This window comes from Xanthomonas sp. NCPPB 1132, from assembly GCF_056629235.1.
On record NZ_CM152819.1, the window covers coordinates 4411767 to 4427087 of the forward strand.

Consider the following 15321-nt stretch of genomic DNA (forward strand, 5'->3'; position numbering starts at 1 on the left):
ACACGATTCTGCGAGTCGCTTCGCGCCGTACCCTCACCCCAACCCCTGTTCCGCGCCCCGGCCCGCGCTTGCGCCGCGGGCGCTCCAGGGTGCGCGCGCCAGTGGCGCGCATGCCGCACCCTGTCGCCCCGACGGGAGAGGGGCTGGGTGCTCAGTAGCGCGCCGAGGCCAGCGCCTGCGCGCGCTCCAGTTGCTCGGCGATGCGCTTGCGCGCCTGCTGCAGTTCCTGGCGGGTGGCGTCTTCCTTGGCCGCCGGCACCAGTTCGGCATCGATCACCGACAGCGCATCGGAGTACTGCCGCACCACCGCCGCCGCGTAGGCGTTCATGTAGGCGGAGTCGTCCTTCTCCTCGCCCAGCGCCTGCAGCTGCGCGCGGCCCTTGGCCACCTGCGCTTCGATCTTCTCCGCATCGCCTGGGCCGCCCTTGCCGGCCTTGGCCGGGTCGGCGTCGTGGTGCACGGCGATGGTCTCGCGGGCGAAGTCGGCCACGGTCTTGCTGACGTTGCGCGACAGCGCCTGCTTCGACAGCGCCACCACGTTGCCCTCCAGCACCTGCAGCATCGCCTTGGCCGAGGCGTCACCGCCGATCGGTGCGCGCCCGCTTTCGCCACCCACCGGTGCGGCGGTGGGCTCAGGCGAGGTGGCCGGCGCGGTGCGCGAAGCCTGGTCGCCGGGCTTGCCGCAGCCGCTCAATGCCACGGCGATCAGCGCGGCAAGCAGGGACAGACGGACGGGATGAAGAGATGAGGTCATGAAGCGCTCCTGGTTGGTCTGCGCTCCACCATGCCCAGTACCCGCGCAAACCCGCGTGAATCGTCGGCGGCTGGCGGTTCTGTGGGGCGCGATCGCGTACCAGACGTGCCGTGCAGATTGGCCGCGCTGATGCCGGAATCGCAGTGCGCGCACGCTCCAGCGATCGGTGATCGGTGATCAGTGATCGATGATCGCCGCCATCGTATCCCCGTTCCCGGAGCCGGCCTGGCGCGGCCGGCTCCGGCGCTGCTCAGCCGCAGCAGTAGCAGACCAACGGCTTTCCTGGTCCGCCCGGCCCCAACTCGCCGCCGAACGGCGCGCACTCCTGCTGGCAGGCCCAGGCGCTGCAGGCCGCCTCCTTCTCGATGCCGTCGCCGGCGCTCGCCTGTACGGCGCCGAAGCCCATGCTGGCCAGGAACACGGCCGCAAGCATCCCGTTGCGTAACGCTGTCCAACGCTGTTTCATGGCTTACTCCTCGATGGTTGCCAAGGCCGGTGGCGCCTCCGTGCTGCGCACTGCGGCCATCAGGTCCTGCATCCGCTCCGTGGTGTCGAAAACGCCGACGCGCGCATAGCGCACGCGTCCCTCGCGGTCCAGCGCAAGCAGCGTCGGCACGTTGCGCGCGCGGAACAGCATCACCGCGCGGCGGTCGGTCAACGTGGTCACCGGAAACGTAAAACCGTGCTCGGCGGCGTAGCGCTGCGCCTGCGCGGGACTGCACTGGCACACGCCCAGCATCTGCACGCGCGGCTGCTGCGCGGCCAGCCGCTGCGCCGCCTGCACGATCTGCGGCGCCGAGCGCTTGCAGTACGGACAGGTGGTGGTGAAGAAGAACAGCACCTGGCGCTCGGCGGCCGGCACACCGAGCGTCAATGGCGTGCCATCGACCGCAGCGACATCGATGCGCGGCACGTACATGCCCGGATACGGCTCGGTGGTGCGGGTGACGAACCAGCGCCGTTCTTCGCGCAGACCGCGGTTCTGCCAGGCCAGCACCAGCACCAGCGCGCACGCCGCCAGCAACGCCAACCAACTCCAGGGAAACCGCCGTGCCATGCCGTGTACCTGTGTTGCCGTGTTCTGCGCAGGCTGCGCAGCCTTGGGGCGATGGTCAACGCTTTGCGCGCATGCGCAGCGACTGCGTGATCAGGCTGGGGATCGAGTCACGTGCACCGTGGGCGCGCATTCCAGCGGTGTGGCGCATATGTGGGCATGCAGCGCAGGCGGATGCTTCGCGTGGTCGACGCACCGGTGGCGGTACGCCGGTCAGGACTTCTCCCCAGCGCTGCATGTCGGCAGATTGGCCAGGCGGTCGAATGCCGGACATGAGCCGCGTGCCGGAGACACGTCGACTTGATTGCCTGATCAGGGGGATTCGCCGCGATTTACCAACAATGTGTAGACAAAAGAGAGCGGCCAGCAGATGAAGCAGCCTACGAATCAACGCCAGCTACCAGCAAGATATGCTCGATAAATGCCAAGAATCCAGGTAGCGATCACTGGTGCAACACACATCAGCACGAAGAGCTTCTCGGGCCAGTACAGTTCCTCGCCCGTAAGGTAAAAATCCTTCGCGATCTTGCCAGGAAATGGCGAGGAGATAGGCAACCGGCAGGACCAGACCCAGCAAACCGAACTTCGGAATTGGGTTGAACTTGAACATGCGCCCTACCGTTTGAATTGAGCAGAGCCACGAAGCGGCTTTGACCTGGACGAATTATCGAGCTTCACGCTACCAAAGCCCATTTCGCCGATACCAGCGCACGCACGCGACCTCCAAGAGAAACATGCCAACAAACACAAGCAGAAAGAGCGCAGGATGCACGCATACTCCGGAGACGCAGAGCGGAATGATCCCTAACCAACAGCCTGCCTTGTAGGGCCAAGGCAGTAGGCTGTAGCGATGCGCCTTCTTCGGGCTACGAGCGAAGTCTCGGCGGCGCTCCCACATCACATAGCCAGCAATCGCGGCATAGGCGACTGGAAACCACATTGGCGCAAGAACTGTCACTGATGCCTGACACCAGAATTGCGCCGAGCCGCGAAGCGGCTTCGGCTTGAATGAATTGTCAGGCAAAACCACGTCATTGCCTGCCCCAGTGCTCCGCTACATCAATGCCAGGAGGTGGCACTGAATGGACCGTGCCCCCACCACCGTCACCGAGCGTTGAGCATGCCACGGATCGCGATCGCGCGGACTATCCCGCTCGTTTCTCGTACACGCCATCAGGGCATCCCCAGCGTCGGAATCGCCAAGCGCGCGATGTCTAAGCCACCGCCGCGCTGATCTGCACCGCGGCATCGCATCGGTCTTCGCCCCGCAGCGGCTTGCCACGACGCTCAGGATGCGTCCGGCTCGCCGAACGCACGCCGGCAGGCCTTGCGATCGAACTGCAGGGCGGCACGCATGCGCTGCTCGGTGAGCGGACGCACGACCCAACTCACCTCCAGTTCGCCACCACGCGACATCACTGTGGGAATCGCCAGGAACCAGCTTGCGCCGGGGCCGCAGCAGTACCAGAACGCATCACCTTGATTGACGACGGGACTATCCGGCAAGAGCAAAAAATTCTCGTTCGTGCGGATGAACTGCTGCGCCTTCTTCACCACCTGCAGGTCCGCGCCGCGCAGGACGACGCCATCGCTGCTGAAGGACAACTGGCGGAAGGACTCCGTCAGCAGGAGGTCCATGCGGCGCCTGTTGTACCGGTAAAGGCCGACCATCACCAGCGCCACTGTCGCAGCGAACAAATAGAAGAGCGCGTTCGCCATCACTCGCCCTCGGTCAGCCGACCATCACGACCGCTGCGCAGCGAGACCTGCATCCGCCGGGCGCGCGGACCGTCGTCCGCACGCGACACGGGGCGCGAACGCATGCACTGCGGGAAGAGACGCGCCACGGCACACCGGCAGAGGGTGGTCACCGCGCCTACGCCAGCGCCGCACTGATCTGCGCCGCGGCATCGCACACCGCGCGCATCGCCGCCTGCGCGTCGATCGGTTGCGGGCGGCGTTCGATGAAGGGCACGGTGAGGGTGTAGCGGGCGATGCCGTGCTGCAGGATCGGCGCGGTGAGGTCGATCACCCCGACCACCGCCTCGCTGGGATGGATGCTGTAGCCCAGCGTGTGCACTTCCCGCGCCGCGGCCAGGAACGCGGCGCGGTCGTACGCCACCTCGCTGGCATCCAGGCGCTGCAGCAACTGTGCCTGCGCGTCGGCCGGCTGGAACGCGAACAGCACCAGGCCGGAGGTGGAATGCGCGAACGGCCGGCGGTGGCCGGGGCGCACCACCAGGCCGAGGTCGCTGGGCACGTCCATCTGCGCGATGACCACGATCTGGTCGTCCGACGGCGCCACCAGGTGGCAGGGCTGGCGGATCGCATCGGCCAGCGCGCGCATCACCGGCAGCGCCACTTCGGTGACGTTCTGCACCCGCGGTTGCTGCATGCCGAGCATGAACAGGCGGTTGGTCAGTGTATAGCCACCCTCGCCCGCAGTGCGGGTCAGGTAGCCGCGCTCTTCCAGCACCTGCAGCATGCGGAAGATCTCGCCGCGCGAGCGGCCAATGCCCTGCGAGATCTCGCCCATGCTCATCGGCCGCCCGTCGCGCGCCAGCAGCTCCAGGATGTCCAGCCCCTTGTCCAGGGCGGGCGCACGGTACTTGGGCAAGGGGGTGGTCATTCCGTCGAGGGCCCGGCAGCAGGTGAAGAGGACTAGGGTACAGGGACGCCGCGCCGGGCCGCACCATGGCGGCCTGCGCTGCATGGATCGGCGCCGATCGCCTCATGCACATATGAACTCAAATTTTATATTTGCATGGCACTCGCCGGCGCAGTACGCTCCGCCGACAATCCGAACGCGACGCGGCACACCTTGGGAGGGGTAGGCGGCAATGCACTACAGCAGCGAATCCGCCACACCGGCGTCCGCCAGTCTCACCCGGACCGCGCTTGCGCCATTGGTCCTGATCGTCAGCCTGTTCTTCCTCTGGGGCATGGCGAACAACCTCAACGACATCCTGATCAAGCAGTTCAAGAAGGCCTTCGAGCTGACCGACCTGCAAGCCGGGCTGGTGCAGAGCGCGTTCTACCTGGGCTACTTCGTGTTCGCGATTCCGGCGGCGATGTTCATGCGCCGCTACAGCTACAAGGCCGCGGTGGTGCTGGGCCTGCTGCTGTACGCGGTCGGTGCGTTCCTGTTCTACCCCGCCGCGCAGGTGCACACCTACTGGCTGTTCCTGCTGGCGCTGTTCGTCATCGCCAGCGGCCTGGCCTTTCTGGAAACCACCGCCAACCCGCTGGTCACCGTGCTCGGCCCCGCCGAGGGCGCGGCACGGCGGCTGAACCTGGCGCAGGCGTTCAATCCGCTGGGTTCGATCACCGGCATCCTGGTCGGCCAGCACTTCATCCTCTCCGGCGTGGAGCACACGCCGCAGGAGCTGGCGGCGATGGCGCCGGCCGCGCGCGAGGCCTTCTTCGCCACCGAGTCACTGGCGGTGCAGACGCCGTATCTGATCATCGGCGCGGTGGTGCTGCTGTGGGCACTGCTGATCGGGCTGACCCGCTTCCCGGCCACTCGCGCCGATGGCGAGGGCGCGCGCGCCGGCGGCTTCGGCCAGCTGCGGCGCAATGGCCGCTTCGTGTTCGCGGTGATCGCGCAGTTCTTCTACGTCGGCGCGCAGGTCGGCATCTGGAGCTACCTGATCCGCTACCTGCAGGATGGCGTGCCCGGCACCCCGGAGAAGACCGCCGCCGATTTCCTCACCCTGTCGCTGGTGCTGTTCATGGCCGGCCGCTTCATCGGCACCGCGCTGCTGCGGTTCCTGACGCCGTCGCTGCTGCTGGGCGTGTTCGCCCTGCTCAACCTGCTGCTGTGTGCGGTGGCGGTGGCGCTGCCGGGCTGGATCGGCCTGTATGCGCTGGTCGCCAGCAGCCTGTTCATGTCGGTGATGTTCCCGACCATCTTCGCCCTCGGCCTGGACGGACTGGACGACGACGCGCGCAAGCTCGGCGCCTCGCTGATCGTCATGGCGATCATCGGCGGCGCCGCGTTGACCGCGGTGATGGGCGCGGTGTCCGATCATGCCGGCATCCATTGGGCGCTGGCGGTACCCGCCGTCGGCTTCGCGGTGATCCTCGGCTTCGCGCTGCACGCGGCGCGCCGCGACGCGGCGTCCCTGCCCTCTGCCCGTGGAGCCTGAGCCATGCCACGTCATTGCTACCTGCTGGACCTGCACGACGACCCGGCGCTGATCGCCGAATACGAACGCTGGCACCGTCCCGACACCGTCTGGCCGGAGATCGTCGCCTCGCTGCGCGCCGCCGGCATCCGCGAGCTGGACATCCACCGCTGCGGCGACCGCCTGGTGATGCTGATGGAGGTGGACGAGGACTATTCGCCCGCGGCGAAAGCCGCCGCCGACGCCGCCAACCCGCGCGTGCAGGCATGGGAGGAGTTGATGTGGCGCTTCCAGAAGCCGCTGCCCGGCTCGGCGCCCGGCGAGAAATGGCGCGAGGCGCTGCAGATCTTTTCGTTGCAGGCGGCGCTGGCGGAACAGGAGCGCAAGGGCGCGGGCTGAGGCGATTGCGAGCGGGATGTCGGTCTTGACCGCTGGTGCAGGCGGTTGCAGTGCCGCTTCGTTTGTCGCGGCTGAAGCCGCTCCTACGAAAAGCGATCCGGGGCCACTGGCGCTGGTCGTAGGAGCGGCTTCAGCCGCGACCGTTTCAACGCCGTAGGTGCGCCGTCAGCGGAAGCGCACCTACGCGGCAAACCTCAGCCGCCCTGCGCCGCCAGATCCGCGCTCCAGAACGGGCCGTCCGGGTACAGGAACTGGGTGACCGAGGCGGTGTGCATCTCGGCCGAGAAGCCCGGCGTGATCGGCGCCAGATAGCGGCCGTGCACGATCCGCACCGGATCGACGAAGTGCTGGTGCAGGTGATCGACGAACTCGATCGCGCGATCTTCCATCTTGCCGGTGATGGCGACGAAATCGGCCATCGCCAGGTGTTGCACCAGTTCGCACAGGCCCACGCCGCCCGCATGCGGGAACACGCGCACGCCGAACTTGGCCGCCAGCAGCAGGATCGCCAGGTTCTCGTTGACGCCACCCACGCGCGCGGCATCGATCTGGATCAGGTCCACCGCGCCGGCCTGCAGCAACTGCTTGAACACCACCCGGTTCTGGGTGTGCTCGCCGGTGGACACCGGCACCGGCGCAATACCGCGGCGGATCGCGGCGTGGCCGAGCACATCGTCGGGACTGGTCGGCTCCTCGATCCAGGCGATGTCGAATTCGGCAAGCTGGCGCATCCAGGCGATCGCCGGGCCCACGTCCCAGCGCTGGTTGGCGTCCACCGCCATGGCGACGTCCGGGCCGATCGCGGCGCGCGCCAGGCGGCAGCGGCGGATGTCGTCCTCCACGTTGGCGCCGACCTTGAGCTTGATGGTGCGGAAGCCATCGGCCACCGCTTCCTTGGCCAGGCGCACCAGCTTCTCGTCGGAATAGCCGAGCCAGCCCGGCGAGGTGGTGTAGGCCGGATAGCCCTGTTCCAGCAGCGTCTGGATGCGTTCGGCGCGCAGCGGTTCGGCAGCGCGCAACATGGCCAGCGCCTCGTCGGGGGTCAGCGCGTCGCTGAGGTAGCGGAAGTCGATCGCGGCCACCAGTTGCTCCGGCGACAGCTCGGCGATGAAGCGCCACAGCGGCTTGCCGGCGCGACGCGCGGCCATGTCCCAGGCGGCGTTGACCACGGCGCCGATGGCCATGTGCATCACGCCCTTCTCCGGGCCCAGCCAGCGCAGCTGCGAGTCGTCGGTGAGGCTGCGCGCGAAGCCGCCCAGGTCGCCGATCACCGTCTCCACGTCGCGGCCGACCACGTGATGCGCCAGCGCCGCCACCGCCGCGCTCTGCACGTCGTTGCCGCGGCCGATGGTGAACGCCAGGCCGTAGCCGGCCAGGCCGTCGTCGGCGTCGGTGCGCAGGCGCAGATAGGCGGCCGAATAATCCGGATCCGGATTCATCGCATCGGAACCGTCCAGTTCGCGCGAGGTGGGGAAACGGACGTCGAAGGTCTCGAGCGCGACGATTTTGCTCATGGGGATCCTGGTGGGTGAGGCGGAAAGAGAAACGGTCGAAAAACAACGATGGAGCAGCCCCTCTCCCCCCGGGAGAGGGGTTGGGGTGAGGGTGCGGGAGTGCAGTGATGTCACCGACCCTGCAAAACAAGAACGAAGTCAGAGCACGTCGCGGTATCGCTCAACGCGCGAGCGCAAGCCACACCGGGATGCATGGCGAGGTGGCTTCGCCCCGGACCCTCACCCCAACCCCTCTCCCGGAGGGAGAGGGGCTTTAGGCCGCGTCGCGCGGATGCGCGACCACGGCCTGGCGTTGCTCGCCCAGGCCTTCGATGCCCAGCCGCATCACGTCGCCCGGCTTCAGGTACACCTGCGGCTTCTGCCCCAGGCCCACGCCCGGCGGCGTGCCGGTGCTGATCACGTCGCCCGGCAACAGGGTCATGTAGCGGCTGATGTGGCTGACCAGCTCGGCCACGCCGAACACCATCGTGCGGGTGCTGCCGTTCTGGTAGCGGTGGCCGTTGACCTCCAGCCACATCGACAGGTTCTGCGGGTCCGGCACCTCGTCGGCGGTGACCAGCCACGGGCCGATCGGGCCGAAGCCGTCGCAACTCTTGCCCTTCACCCACTGCCCGCCGTGCTCGAGCTGGAACGCGCGCTCGGACAGGTCGTTGATCACCGCATAGCCGGCGACATGCGACAGCGCCTCGTCCACCGACACGTCGCGCGCGGTATCGCCGATCACCACGCCCAGCTCCACTTCCCAGTCGGTCTTGAGCGAACCGCGCGGGATGGTCACGGTGTCGTTGGGGCCGCTGATCGCGCTGGTGGCCTTCATGAAAAGCACCGGCATCTCCGGCACCGCCATGCCCGACTCGGCGGCGTGGTCGGCGTAGTTCAGCCCGACGCAGATGAACTTGCCGACGCGGCCCACGGCGGCGCCGTAGCGCACCTCGCCGTCCACCTGTGGCAGCGTGGCCGGGTCGAGCGCGCGCAGCCGGGCCAGGCCGGCGGCGGTGAGATGCTCGCCGGCGACGTCGTCGATCACCGCCGAGAGGTCGCGCAGGTGGCCGTCGGCATCGAGCAGGGCCGGGCGTTCGTGGCCGGGTTCGCCGTAACGCAGCAGTTTCATGGGAAGTCCTCTATCGGGAAGGGGAAGGCGCGGTCAGTTCGACCAGCCGCCGTCGATGATGTGGGTCTGGCCGGTGGTGAACGAGGAGTCGTCCGAGGCCAGGTACACCACCAGTTGCGCGATCTCGCGCGGGTCGCCCAGGCGGCCCATCGGCTGGCGGTCGGTGAAGCTCTTCCACACCGCCTGCTCGTCGCCGCCCAGCGCCTTGACCCGCTCGCCCAGCGACGGCGTCTTGATCGTGCCGGGGCAGATCGCGTTGCAGCGGATGCCCTTGGCCACGTAGTCGGCGGCGATAGCCTTGCTCAGGCCGATCACCGCCGCCTTGGTCACGCCATAGGCGAAGCGATTGGGCACGCCCTTGATGCTGGACGCCACCGAGGACATGTTGACGATGCTGCCGCGACCCTGCGCGAGCATGCCCGGCAGCACCGCCTGGCACAGGTAGTACATCGCGTCGACGTTGATCGCGAACGAGCGCTTCCACGCCGACGCGTCGCAGTCGAGGATGCTGCCCTGGTGCACGTAGCCGGCGCAGTTGAACAGCACGTCGAAGTTCGGCTGCGCCGCCACCAGCGCCTGGATCGCGGCGGGATCGGTGACGTCCAGCGTCTGCGTGACGATGCCGTCGGACTCGGCGGCAAGCGCCTGCAGCGCGGCGGCATCGATGTCGGTGGCCAGCACCTGCGCGCCTTCGCGCGCGCAGGCCAGCGCGCTCTCGCGGCCGATGCCGGCGCCGGCGGCGGTGATCAGGCAGCGCTTGCCTTGCAGACGGCCGCTCATGCGCGGCTCCCGTAAACGGACACGAACGTGGTCATGGGGCGGGACTCCAGGTGGGGGAGGAAGCAATCGGATCGGACAGGCGATAGGCGCGCCGCGCAGTGCCGGCGAACACCGCCTCGGCAGCGCCGGCGGCATGCTGCGCGACCCAGGCCTGCGCCAGCGCCATCCACGCGGCGTAGTCGGCGCGCTGGGTCAGCACCGGCCAGTCGCTGCCCCACAGCAGCCGCTGCGCGCCGAAGCAGGCGAACAGGTGCACCACATAGGGAGCAAGCGCGGGATCGTCGATAGCGGCATCGGCCGGCAGTTCGGTGAGCAGGCCGGACAGCTTGCACACCACGTTGGGGTGCTGCGCCAGGTGCGCCACGCCATCGGCCCAGGCCCGGAAGTCGGCACCGCCGATGGCGGGCTTGGCGGCGTGATCCAGCACCACGCGCAATTGCGGGTGACGCTGCAGCCGTGCCAGCAGCGCCGGCAGGTGCAGCGGACGCACCAGCGCATCGAACGCCAGGTCGTGCTGCAGCAGCGCGTCGAACGCCGCATCCAGCTGCGGCCGTGCCAGCCACTGCGGATCGGCCAGATCCTGCACCATCGGCCGCAGCCCCTTGAGCAGGCCGGCGCCGTCGGCGCACAGCGCGGCAATGCGCGCGGCGGCATCGGCGGCGTCGAAATCCACCCAGCCGACCACGCCGACGATGCGCGGTTCGGTCCGCGCCAGTTGCAGCAGATACCGGGTTTCCGCCTCGCTCTGCGCCGCCTGCACCGCCACCAGCGCGGTCACGCCCTGCGCGTCGAGCGTCGCGGCCAGGTCCTCGGGCAGGTAATCGCGGTACAGCACGCCCAGCTCCGGGGTCAGCCAGGCATAGTCGCCACGCGCCAGGCGCCAGAAATGCACATGGGCGTCGACGATGTTCACGGCGTCGGCACCGGCGCGCGCAGCAGGTCGTCGTCGCGCAGTTGTTGCCACAGCGCCGCGGGAATCGCCGCGCGCAGGCGCGTGGCGGCGCTGGCCACTTCCGCCGGCGTGCGCATGCCCGCGACCACCGCGCTCACCGCCGGATGCGCAAGCGGGAACTGCAGCGCCGCCGCGCCCACGTCCACGCCGTGCGCCGCACAGGCGGCGAACAGGCGCTGCGCGTGCTGCAGCGTGGCCGCATCCACCGGTGCGTAGTTGTAGGTCTCGCCCGGCCCGCGCGCGTCGCTCAGCAGGCCGGAACTGTACGGCCCGGCCACCAGGATGCCGACCTGCCGCTGCAGCGCCTGCGCCATGATCCGCTGCGCGGCGTGCTGTTCGAGCAGGGTGTAGCGGCCGGCCAGCATCACGCAGTCGAGCGGGAACAGCGGCATCAGTTCCACCGCCACGTCTTCCTCGTTGACGCCGATGCCGATCGCCCGGCACGCGCCCTGCGCCTTCAGCGCGGCCATCGTCGGCAGCGCTTCGTCCAGCGCCTGCCGCAGCATCGCCGCATGGCGCTCGCCGTGGGTGAGGCGGCCGATGTCGTGCAGCAGCAGCACATCGATGTGATCGGTGCCGAGCCGCTGCAGGCTGCTCTCGAAGGCACGCAGCACGCCGTCGCGGCTGTAGTCGAACTCGGCGCGGCGCCCGGCCACGGCGAAGCCATCACGCCCCGGCGCGGCCGAGGCATCGTCGTAGACGCAGCGCCCGACCTTGGTCGAAAGCGTGTAGCTGGCGCGCGGCAGCCCGCGCAGGCCCTGCCCCAGGCGTTGCTCGCTCAGCCCGTAGCCGTAGTACGGCGCGGTGTCGAAATGGCGGATGCCGGCGGCATAGGCATCGGCCACCGCGGCCAGCGCCACCGCATCGTCCACCTCGGCGTACAGATTGCCGATCGGCGCAGCGCCAAAGCCCAGGGTGGACAACTGCACGCCACTGCGGCCCAGCGCGCGCGGCGCCAGGGCGGCGTCGGCGGCGACAGCGCTCAGCGCCATGCGCGCACGCCGGAAACGACGGCCACAGCGGATCGCCCACGGACGCGCGAGGGACGGAAGTTGCTGGGGTCACGCATGGCACGCCTCTGCCCGGGATCGGGCGCGATGAAGGAAGGCCGCAGCATGCACGCCCGGGATGGCGATGGCACGGCGACTGTTCGCATATGAATATAGCAATCACAAGTGAACAATCAACCTGCAGCGCAGCAAATCCGCTCGGCGCCAGCCGAGCCAGCCGGCGCATGGCGTGGCCGACGTTCGCCCGATGGCACTCGGTGCGCCGCTGGATTCCCCAGCGTCGGTGGTGGCGCATGCCACCGGGCACCCCGAGGACAGTGGGATGGCGCGAGGACGTGATCGACAGGTTCCTTCGCGCCGTGCGCGTCTGGCTGCTCCGCTCGGGTCAGCGGACTCAGCGCGCAGCCGGCCGCGTGTCGAAGGCCAGGCGGGTCGCCTTGCGGTCGAACTGCAGCGCCACGCGCATGCGCCCCCCGGTCATCGGCCGCACGATCCAGCGCACCTGCGCCTCGCCGAAGCCGGACGTCACCACCGGAATGGCCAGGAACCAGCTCGGCCCCGGCCCGACGCAGTACCAGAACGCATCGACGGTCTGCAGCGCGGCACCCGGCGCGATCGAATACACATGGCCGTAGCTGCCGTCGATGGTCTGCTTGGATCGCTTGACCACGGTCAGGTCGCTGCCACGCAACGGCCCGTGCTCACCCGGAAACACCTGCTCGCGGAACGCAGCCTCCAGCAGGTCCGTCACCTGGCTACGCCCCATGCGATGCAGCGCGCCGATCGACAGGACGGCGCTGCCGAGGAAGACGGTCGCGATCACGCCTGCGACCACATAGGGCAGCCACGTCATGCGCCGCTGCCCATGGCTGCGCAGGTACCGCGCTCGCCTGCCTGCGCCAGATGCGGCTCCGCGCAGTCACCGGCACCCAGCATCAGCGCCCGCAGGGCGTCCGGGCGCTGCAGCAACGGCAGCGGCGTGTGCGGCTGCAAGGCCGACGGCAAGGTGTAGCCCCAGGCCACGCCAGCAAACGCGATGCCAGCCTGGCGCGCGGCTTCGGCATCGCGGATTTCGTCGCCCACGCACAGCGCCCGCGCGGCGGGAACGCCGCAGGCACGCAAGCTGGCGCGCAGCTTGCGGCGCTTGCCCAGCACCGCCGCGCCGCAGCGCACGTCGCGGAACTGCGCGAGCAGCGCCGGGCCGAGCACGCGCGCGACGTTGGCGTGGCTGTTGGACGTGACCAGGGCCAGCTGCACGCCGGCCTGCGCCAGCTGCGCGAGCAACTCGGCGACGCCGTCGAACAGCGCGATGCGCTCGATCTGCGCACTCATCAGCGTGCGCATGCGTTGCGCCACCGCCGGCACCCGCCACCAGCGCAGGCCGCTGCGCGCCATCAGCTCGCGGGCACTCAGGCTGCGGATCTCGTCCAGCCGCGCCACGTCGAAGCGGCGGAAGCCGAATTCGTCGGCGACGCCGTTGATGGTCGCCAGGAACCAGGGAAACGAATCGGCCAGGGTGCCGTCGAAATCGAAGATGACCAGGTCGTAGTGGCGCATGCGGCGCCAGCATGCCGGAGCGTTGGAGTCGGCGCCAGCGACAAGCCTGCCGATCGCGACGGCGAGGTGCGCGGATTGGCCCGTCTTTCATCCACTGTTGCCGTGCGCTTCACCCGCAACCACCGGCCAGCGCGCACGCTGGACCCTCATCGCACGGAGACGCCCATGCACATGCAATCCCCCAACCCCGGCCAGGATCCGCAGCAGCCACCGAACGAGGTGCCGGGCCAGGTGCCGAACCCGGGTGTCGACCCGACCCCGGATCGCCCGATCGATCCGACTCCCGACCAACCGATCGACCCGACCATCCCGCCGATCCAGGACCCGGTCGGCGACGTCGACGCCCCGGTGCCGGGTCCGCATGGGCCGACGCAATACGTCTGAACCATTGCCGAGCGGAGAGAATCCACCGTCGTAGGAGCGGCTTCAGCCGCGACCAGGCTTTCCCAGGAACGCCCGGTCGCGGTCGAAACCGCTCCTACGTGTCTTGCTCGCCTCAACGAATCCGGAACCCCATCGTCGCCTCCACCGCCTGCTGCCAACCGGCGTACAGCGCCTCACGACGCTCGGCCGGCATGTCCGGCTCGAAGCGGCGGTCCACCGCCCACTGTTGCGCGATTTCCGCACGGTCCTTCCAGAAGCCGGTGGCCAGGCCGGCCAGGTAGGCCGCACCGAGCGCGGTGGTCTCGGCCACCTCCGGGCGCAGCACCGGCACGTCCAGGATGTCGCTCTGGAACTGCGCCATGAAGTCGTTGGCAATGGCGCCACCGTCGGCGCGCAGTTCCTTGAGTTCGATGCCCGAATCGACCTGCATCGCGGTCAGCACGTCGCGCGTCTGGTACGCCATCGATTCGATCGCCGCGCGGATGAAATGTTCCTTGGTGGTGCCGCGGGTCAGGCCGAACACCGCGCCGCGGATGTCGCTGCGCCAGTACGGCGCGCCCAGGCCGACGAAGGCCGGCACGAAGTACACGCCGTCGTTGTCGCCGGCACGCTCGGCATAGGCCTGCGAGTCGCTGGCCTTGCCGAGCATGCGCAGGCCGTCGCGCAACCACTGCACCACCGAACCGGCGACGAAGATCGCGCCTTCCAGCGCATACTCGACCTTGCCGTCCACGCCCCAGGCGATGGTGGTGAGCAGGCCGTTCTTCGACGCCACCGCCTTCTCGCCGGTGTTCATCAGCATGAAACAGCCGGTGCCGTAAGTGTTCTTGGCCATGCCCGGCTCGAAACAGGCCTGGCCGAACAGCGCCGCCTGCTGGTCGCCGGCGATGCCCGCGATCGGCACCGCATGCCCGTAGAAATACTGGCCCTGGGTGTTGCCGTAGATCTCGCTGGACGAGCGTACCTCCGGCAGCATCGAGGCGGGGATGTCGAGCAGCTGCAGCAGTTCCTCGTCCCAGCGCAGTTCGTGGATGTTGTACAGCAGCGTGCGCGAGGCGTTGGTGTAGTCGGTGACGTGGACCTTGCCGCCGGTGAGGTTCCAGATCAGCCAGCTATCGATGGTGCCGAAAGCCAGTTCGCCGCGCTGCGCGCGTTCGCGCGCGCCCTCCACGTGGTCGAGGATCCATTTGACCTTGGTGCCGGAAAAGTAAGCATCGATCAGCAGGCCGGTCTTGGCCCGCACCATGTCCTCGTGGCCGTCGGCCTTGAGCTGGTCGCAGATGTCCTTGGTCTGCCGCGACTGCCAGACGATGGCGTTGTAGATCGGCTGGCCGGTGGCCCGGTCCCACACCACCGCGGTCTCACGCTGGTTGGTGATGCCAATGCCGGCGATCGCGCTGGCGTCCACCTGGTGGTTGTTGAGCAGCTCGGTGATCGTGGTGTAGACGCTGGTCATGATCTCGCGCGGGTTGTGCTCGACCCAGCCCGGCTGCGGGAAGATCTGCGAGAACTCGCGCTGCGCCATGCCGACGATGCGGCCCTGGCGGTCGAACAGGATCGCGCGCGAACTGGTGGTGCCCTGGTCGATGGCCAGGATGAACTGCTTTTCCATCGGAGACTCCTGCGGGATGCACGCCGCGCGCACAGGCGCGGCGCCAACGGGGAATTAGGGAGGCGCG

Annotated in this window: 17 protein-coding genes; 3 read left to right on the top strand and 14 right to left on the bottom strand. The window is 68.7% G+C overall.

Annotated features, from left to right (window positions below; all coding sequences use genetic code 11):
- Window positions 1-151: 151 nt before the first annotated feature.
- The 6 genes from AC1G9L_RS18915 to AC1G9L_RS18940 all read right to left on the bottom strand — a co-directional run bounded on the left by AC1G9L_RS18915 (window position 152) and on the right by AC1G9L_RS18940 (window position 4437).
- Window positions 152-754, bottom strand: a complete 603-nt coding sequence (locus tag AC1G9L_RS18915) for a DUF305 domain-containing protein (RefSeq protein ID WP_481069712.1) — start codon at window positions 752-754, stop codon at window positions 152-154.
- Between the two features lie 250 nt (window positions 755-1004).
- Complete coding sequence (locus AC1G9L_RS18920; protein ID WP_481069713.1) at window positions 1005-1220, bottom strand: hypothetical protein; 216 nt, start codon at window positions 1218-1220, stop codon at window positions 1005-1007.
- Window positions 1221-1223: 3 nt separating this feature from the next.
- Entirely contained in the window at window positions 1224-1784 is a 561-nt protein-coding gene (locus AC1G9L_RS18925) for a redoxin family protein (RefSeq protein ID WP_019799568.1), read from the bottom strand.
- 421 nt (window positions 1785-2205) lie between these two features.
- Window positions 2206-2418 carry a hypothetical protein gene (locus tag AC1G9L_RS18930; protein WP_481069714.1) on the bottom strand — a complete coding sequence of 71 codons (213 nt, stop codon included), beginning with the start codon at window positions 2416-2418 and terminating at the stop codon, window positions 2206-2208.
- Between the two features lie 677 nt (window positions 2419-3095).
- Complete coding sequence (locus AC1G9L_RS18935; protein WP_019799569.1) at window positions 3096-3527, bottom strand: hypothetical protein; 432 nt, start codon at window positions 3525-3527, stop codon at window positions 3096-3098.
- Between the two features lie 157 nt (window positions 3528-3684).
- The gene (locus AC1G9L_RS18940; protein WP_019799570.1) at window positions 3685-4437 is read right to left on the bottom strand and encodes an IclR family transcriptional regulator domain-containing protein; all 753 of its coding nucleotides are present in this window, start codon (window positions 4435-4437) and stop codon (window positions 3685-3687) included.
- 211 nt (window positions 4438-4648) lie between these two features.
- Between AC1G9L_RS18940 and fucP the strand changes: the two genes are divergently transcribed.
- Window positions 4649-5956 (top strand): L-fucose:H+ symporter permease, encoded by a 1308-nt coding sequence (gene fucP, locus AC1G9L_RS18945; RefSeq protein ID WP_481069715.1) that lies wholly within the window; start codon window positions 4649-4651, stop codon window positions 5954-5956.
- A 3-nt stretch (window positions 5957-5959) separates the two neighbouring features.
- Window positions 5960-6334, top strand: a complete 375-nt coding sequence (locus tag AC1G9L_RS18950; RefSeq protein WP_019799572.1) for an L-rhamnose mutarotase — start codon at window positions 5960-5962, stop codon at window positions 6332-6334.
- 194 nt (window positions 6335-6528) lie between these two features.
- On the opposite strand, the gene AC1G9L_RS18955 is transcribed toward AC1G9L_RS18950, so the two are convergent.
- The 7 genes from AC1G9L_RS18955 to AC1G9L_RS18985 form a co-directional block, all read right to left on the bottom strand.
- Window positions 6529-7848: an enolase C-terminal domain-like protein gene (locus AC1G9L_RS18955; protein WP_019799573.1), complete on the bottom strand. Its 1320-nt coding sequence runs from the start codon at window positions 7846-7848 to the stop codon at window positions 6529-6531.
- Window positions 7849-8101: 253 nt separating this feature from the next.
- Complete coding sequence (locus AC1G9L_RS18960) at window positions 8102-8959, bottom strand: fumarylacetoacetate hydrolase family protein (RefSeq protein ID WP_019801997.1); 858 nt, start codon at window positions 8957-8959, stop codon at window positions 8102-8104.
- Between the two features lie 33 nt (window positions 8960-8992).
- Window positions 8993-9739, bottom strand: a complete 747-nt coding sequence (locus AC1G9L_RS18965) for an SDR family oxidoreductase (RefSeq protein WP_019801998.1) — start codon at window positions 9737-9739, stop codon at window positions 8993-8995.
- A 31-nt stretch (window positions 9740-9770) separates the two neighbouring features.
- Window positions 9771-10652, bottom strand: coding sequence for an amidohydrolase family protein (locus AC1G9L_RS18970; RefSeq protein WP_481069716.1), 882 nt, complete (start codon window positions 10650-10652; stop codon window positions 9771-9773).
- On the bottom strand, window positions 10649-11683 hold the full coding sequence (locus AC1G9L_RS18975; RefSeq protein ID WP_019802000.1) for an aldo/keto reductase: 1035 nt from the start codon (window positions 11681-11683) through the stop codon (window positions 10649-10651). Before AC1G9L_RS18975 ends, AC1G9L_RS18970 begins: the two co-directional genes overlap by 4 nt.
- Before the next feature lie 412 nt (window positions 11684-12095).
- A complete protein-coding gene (locus AC1G9L_RS18980; protein ID WP_019802001.1) occupies window positions 12096-12554 on the bottom strand; it encodes a hypothetical protein in 459 nt (152 codons plus the stop codon).
- A complete protein-coding gene (locus tag AC1G9L_RS18985; RefSeq protein ID WP_481069717.1) occupies window positions 12551-13258 on the bottom strand; it encodes an HAD hydrolase-like protein in 708 nt (235 codons plus the stop codon). Before AC1G9L_RS18985 ends, AC1G9L_RS18980 begins: the two co-directional genes overlap by 4 nt.
- A 165-nt stretch (window positions 13259-13423) precedes the next feature.
- On the opposite strand from AC1G9L_RS18985, the gene AC1G9L_RS18990 reads away from it, so the two are divergent.
- Complete coding sequence (locus tag AC1G9L_RS18990) at window positions 13424-13642, top strand: hypothetical protein (protein WP_010342416.1); 219 nt, start codon at window positions 13424-13426, stop codon at window positions 13640-13642.
- Window positions 13643-13754: 112 nt separating this feature from the next.
- On the opposite strand, the gene glpK is transcribed toward AC1G9L_RS18990, so the two are convergent.
- On the bottom strand, window positions 13755-15254 hold the full coding sequence (glpK, locus tag AC1G9L_RS18995) for a glycerol kinase GlpK (protein WP_019800732.1): 1500 nt from the start codon (window positions 15252-15254) through the stop codon (window positions 13755-13757).
- Window positions 15255-15321 lie beyond the last annotated feature (67 nt).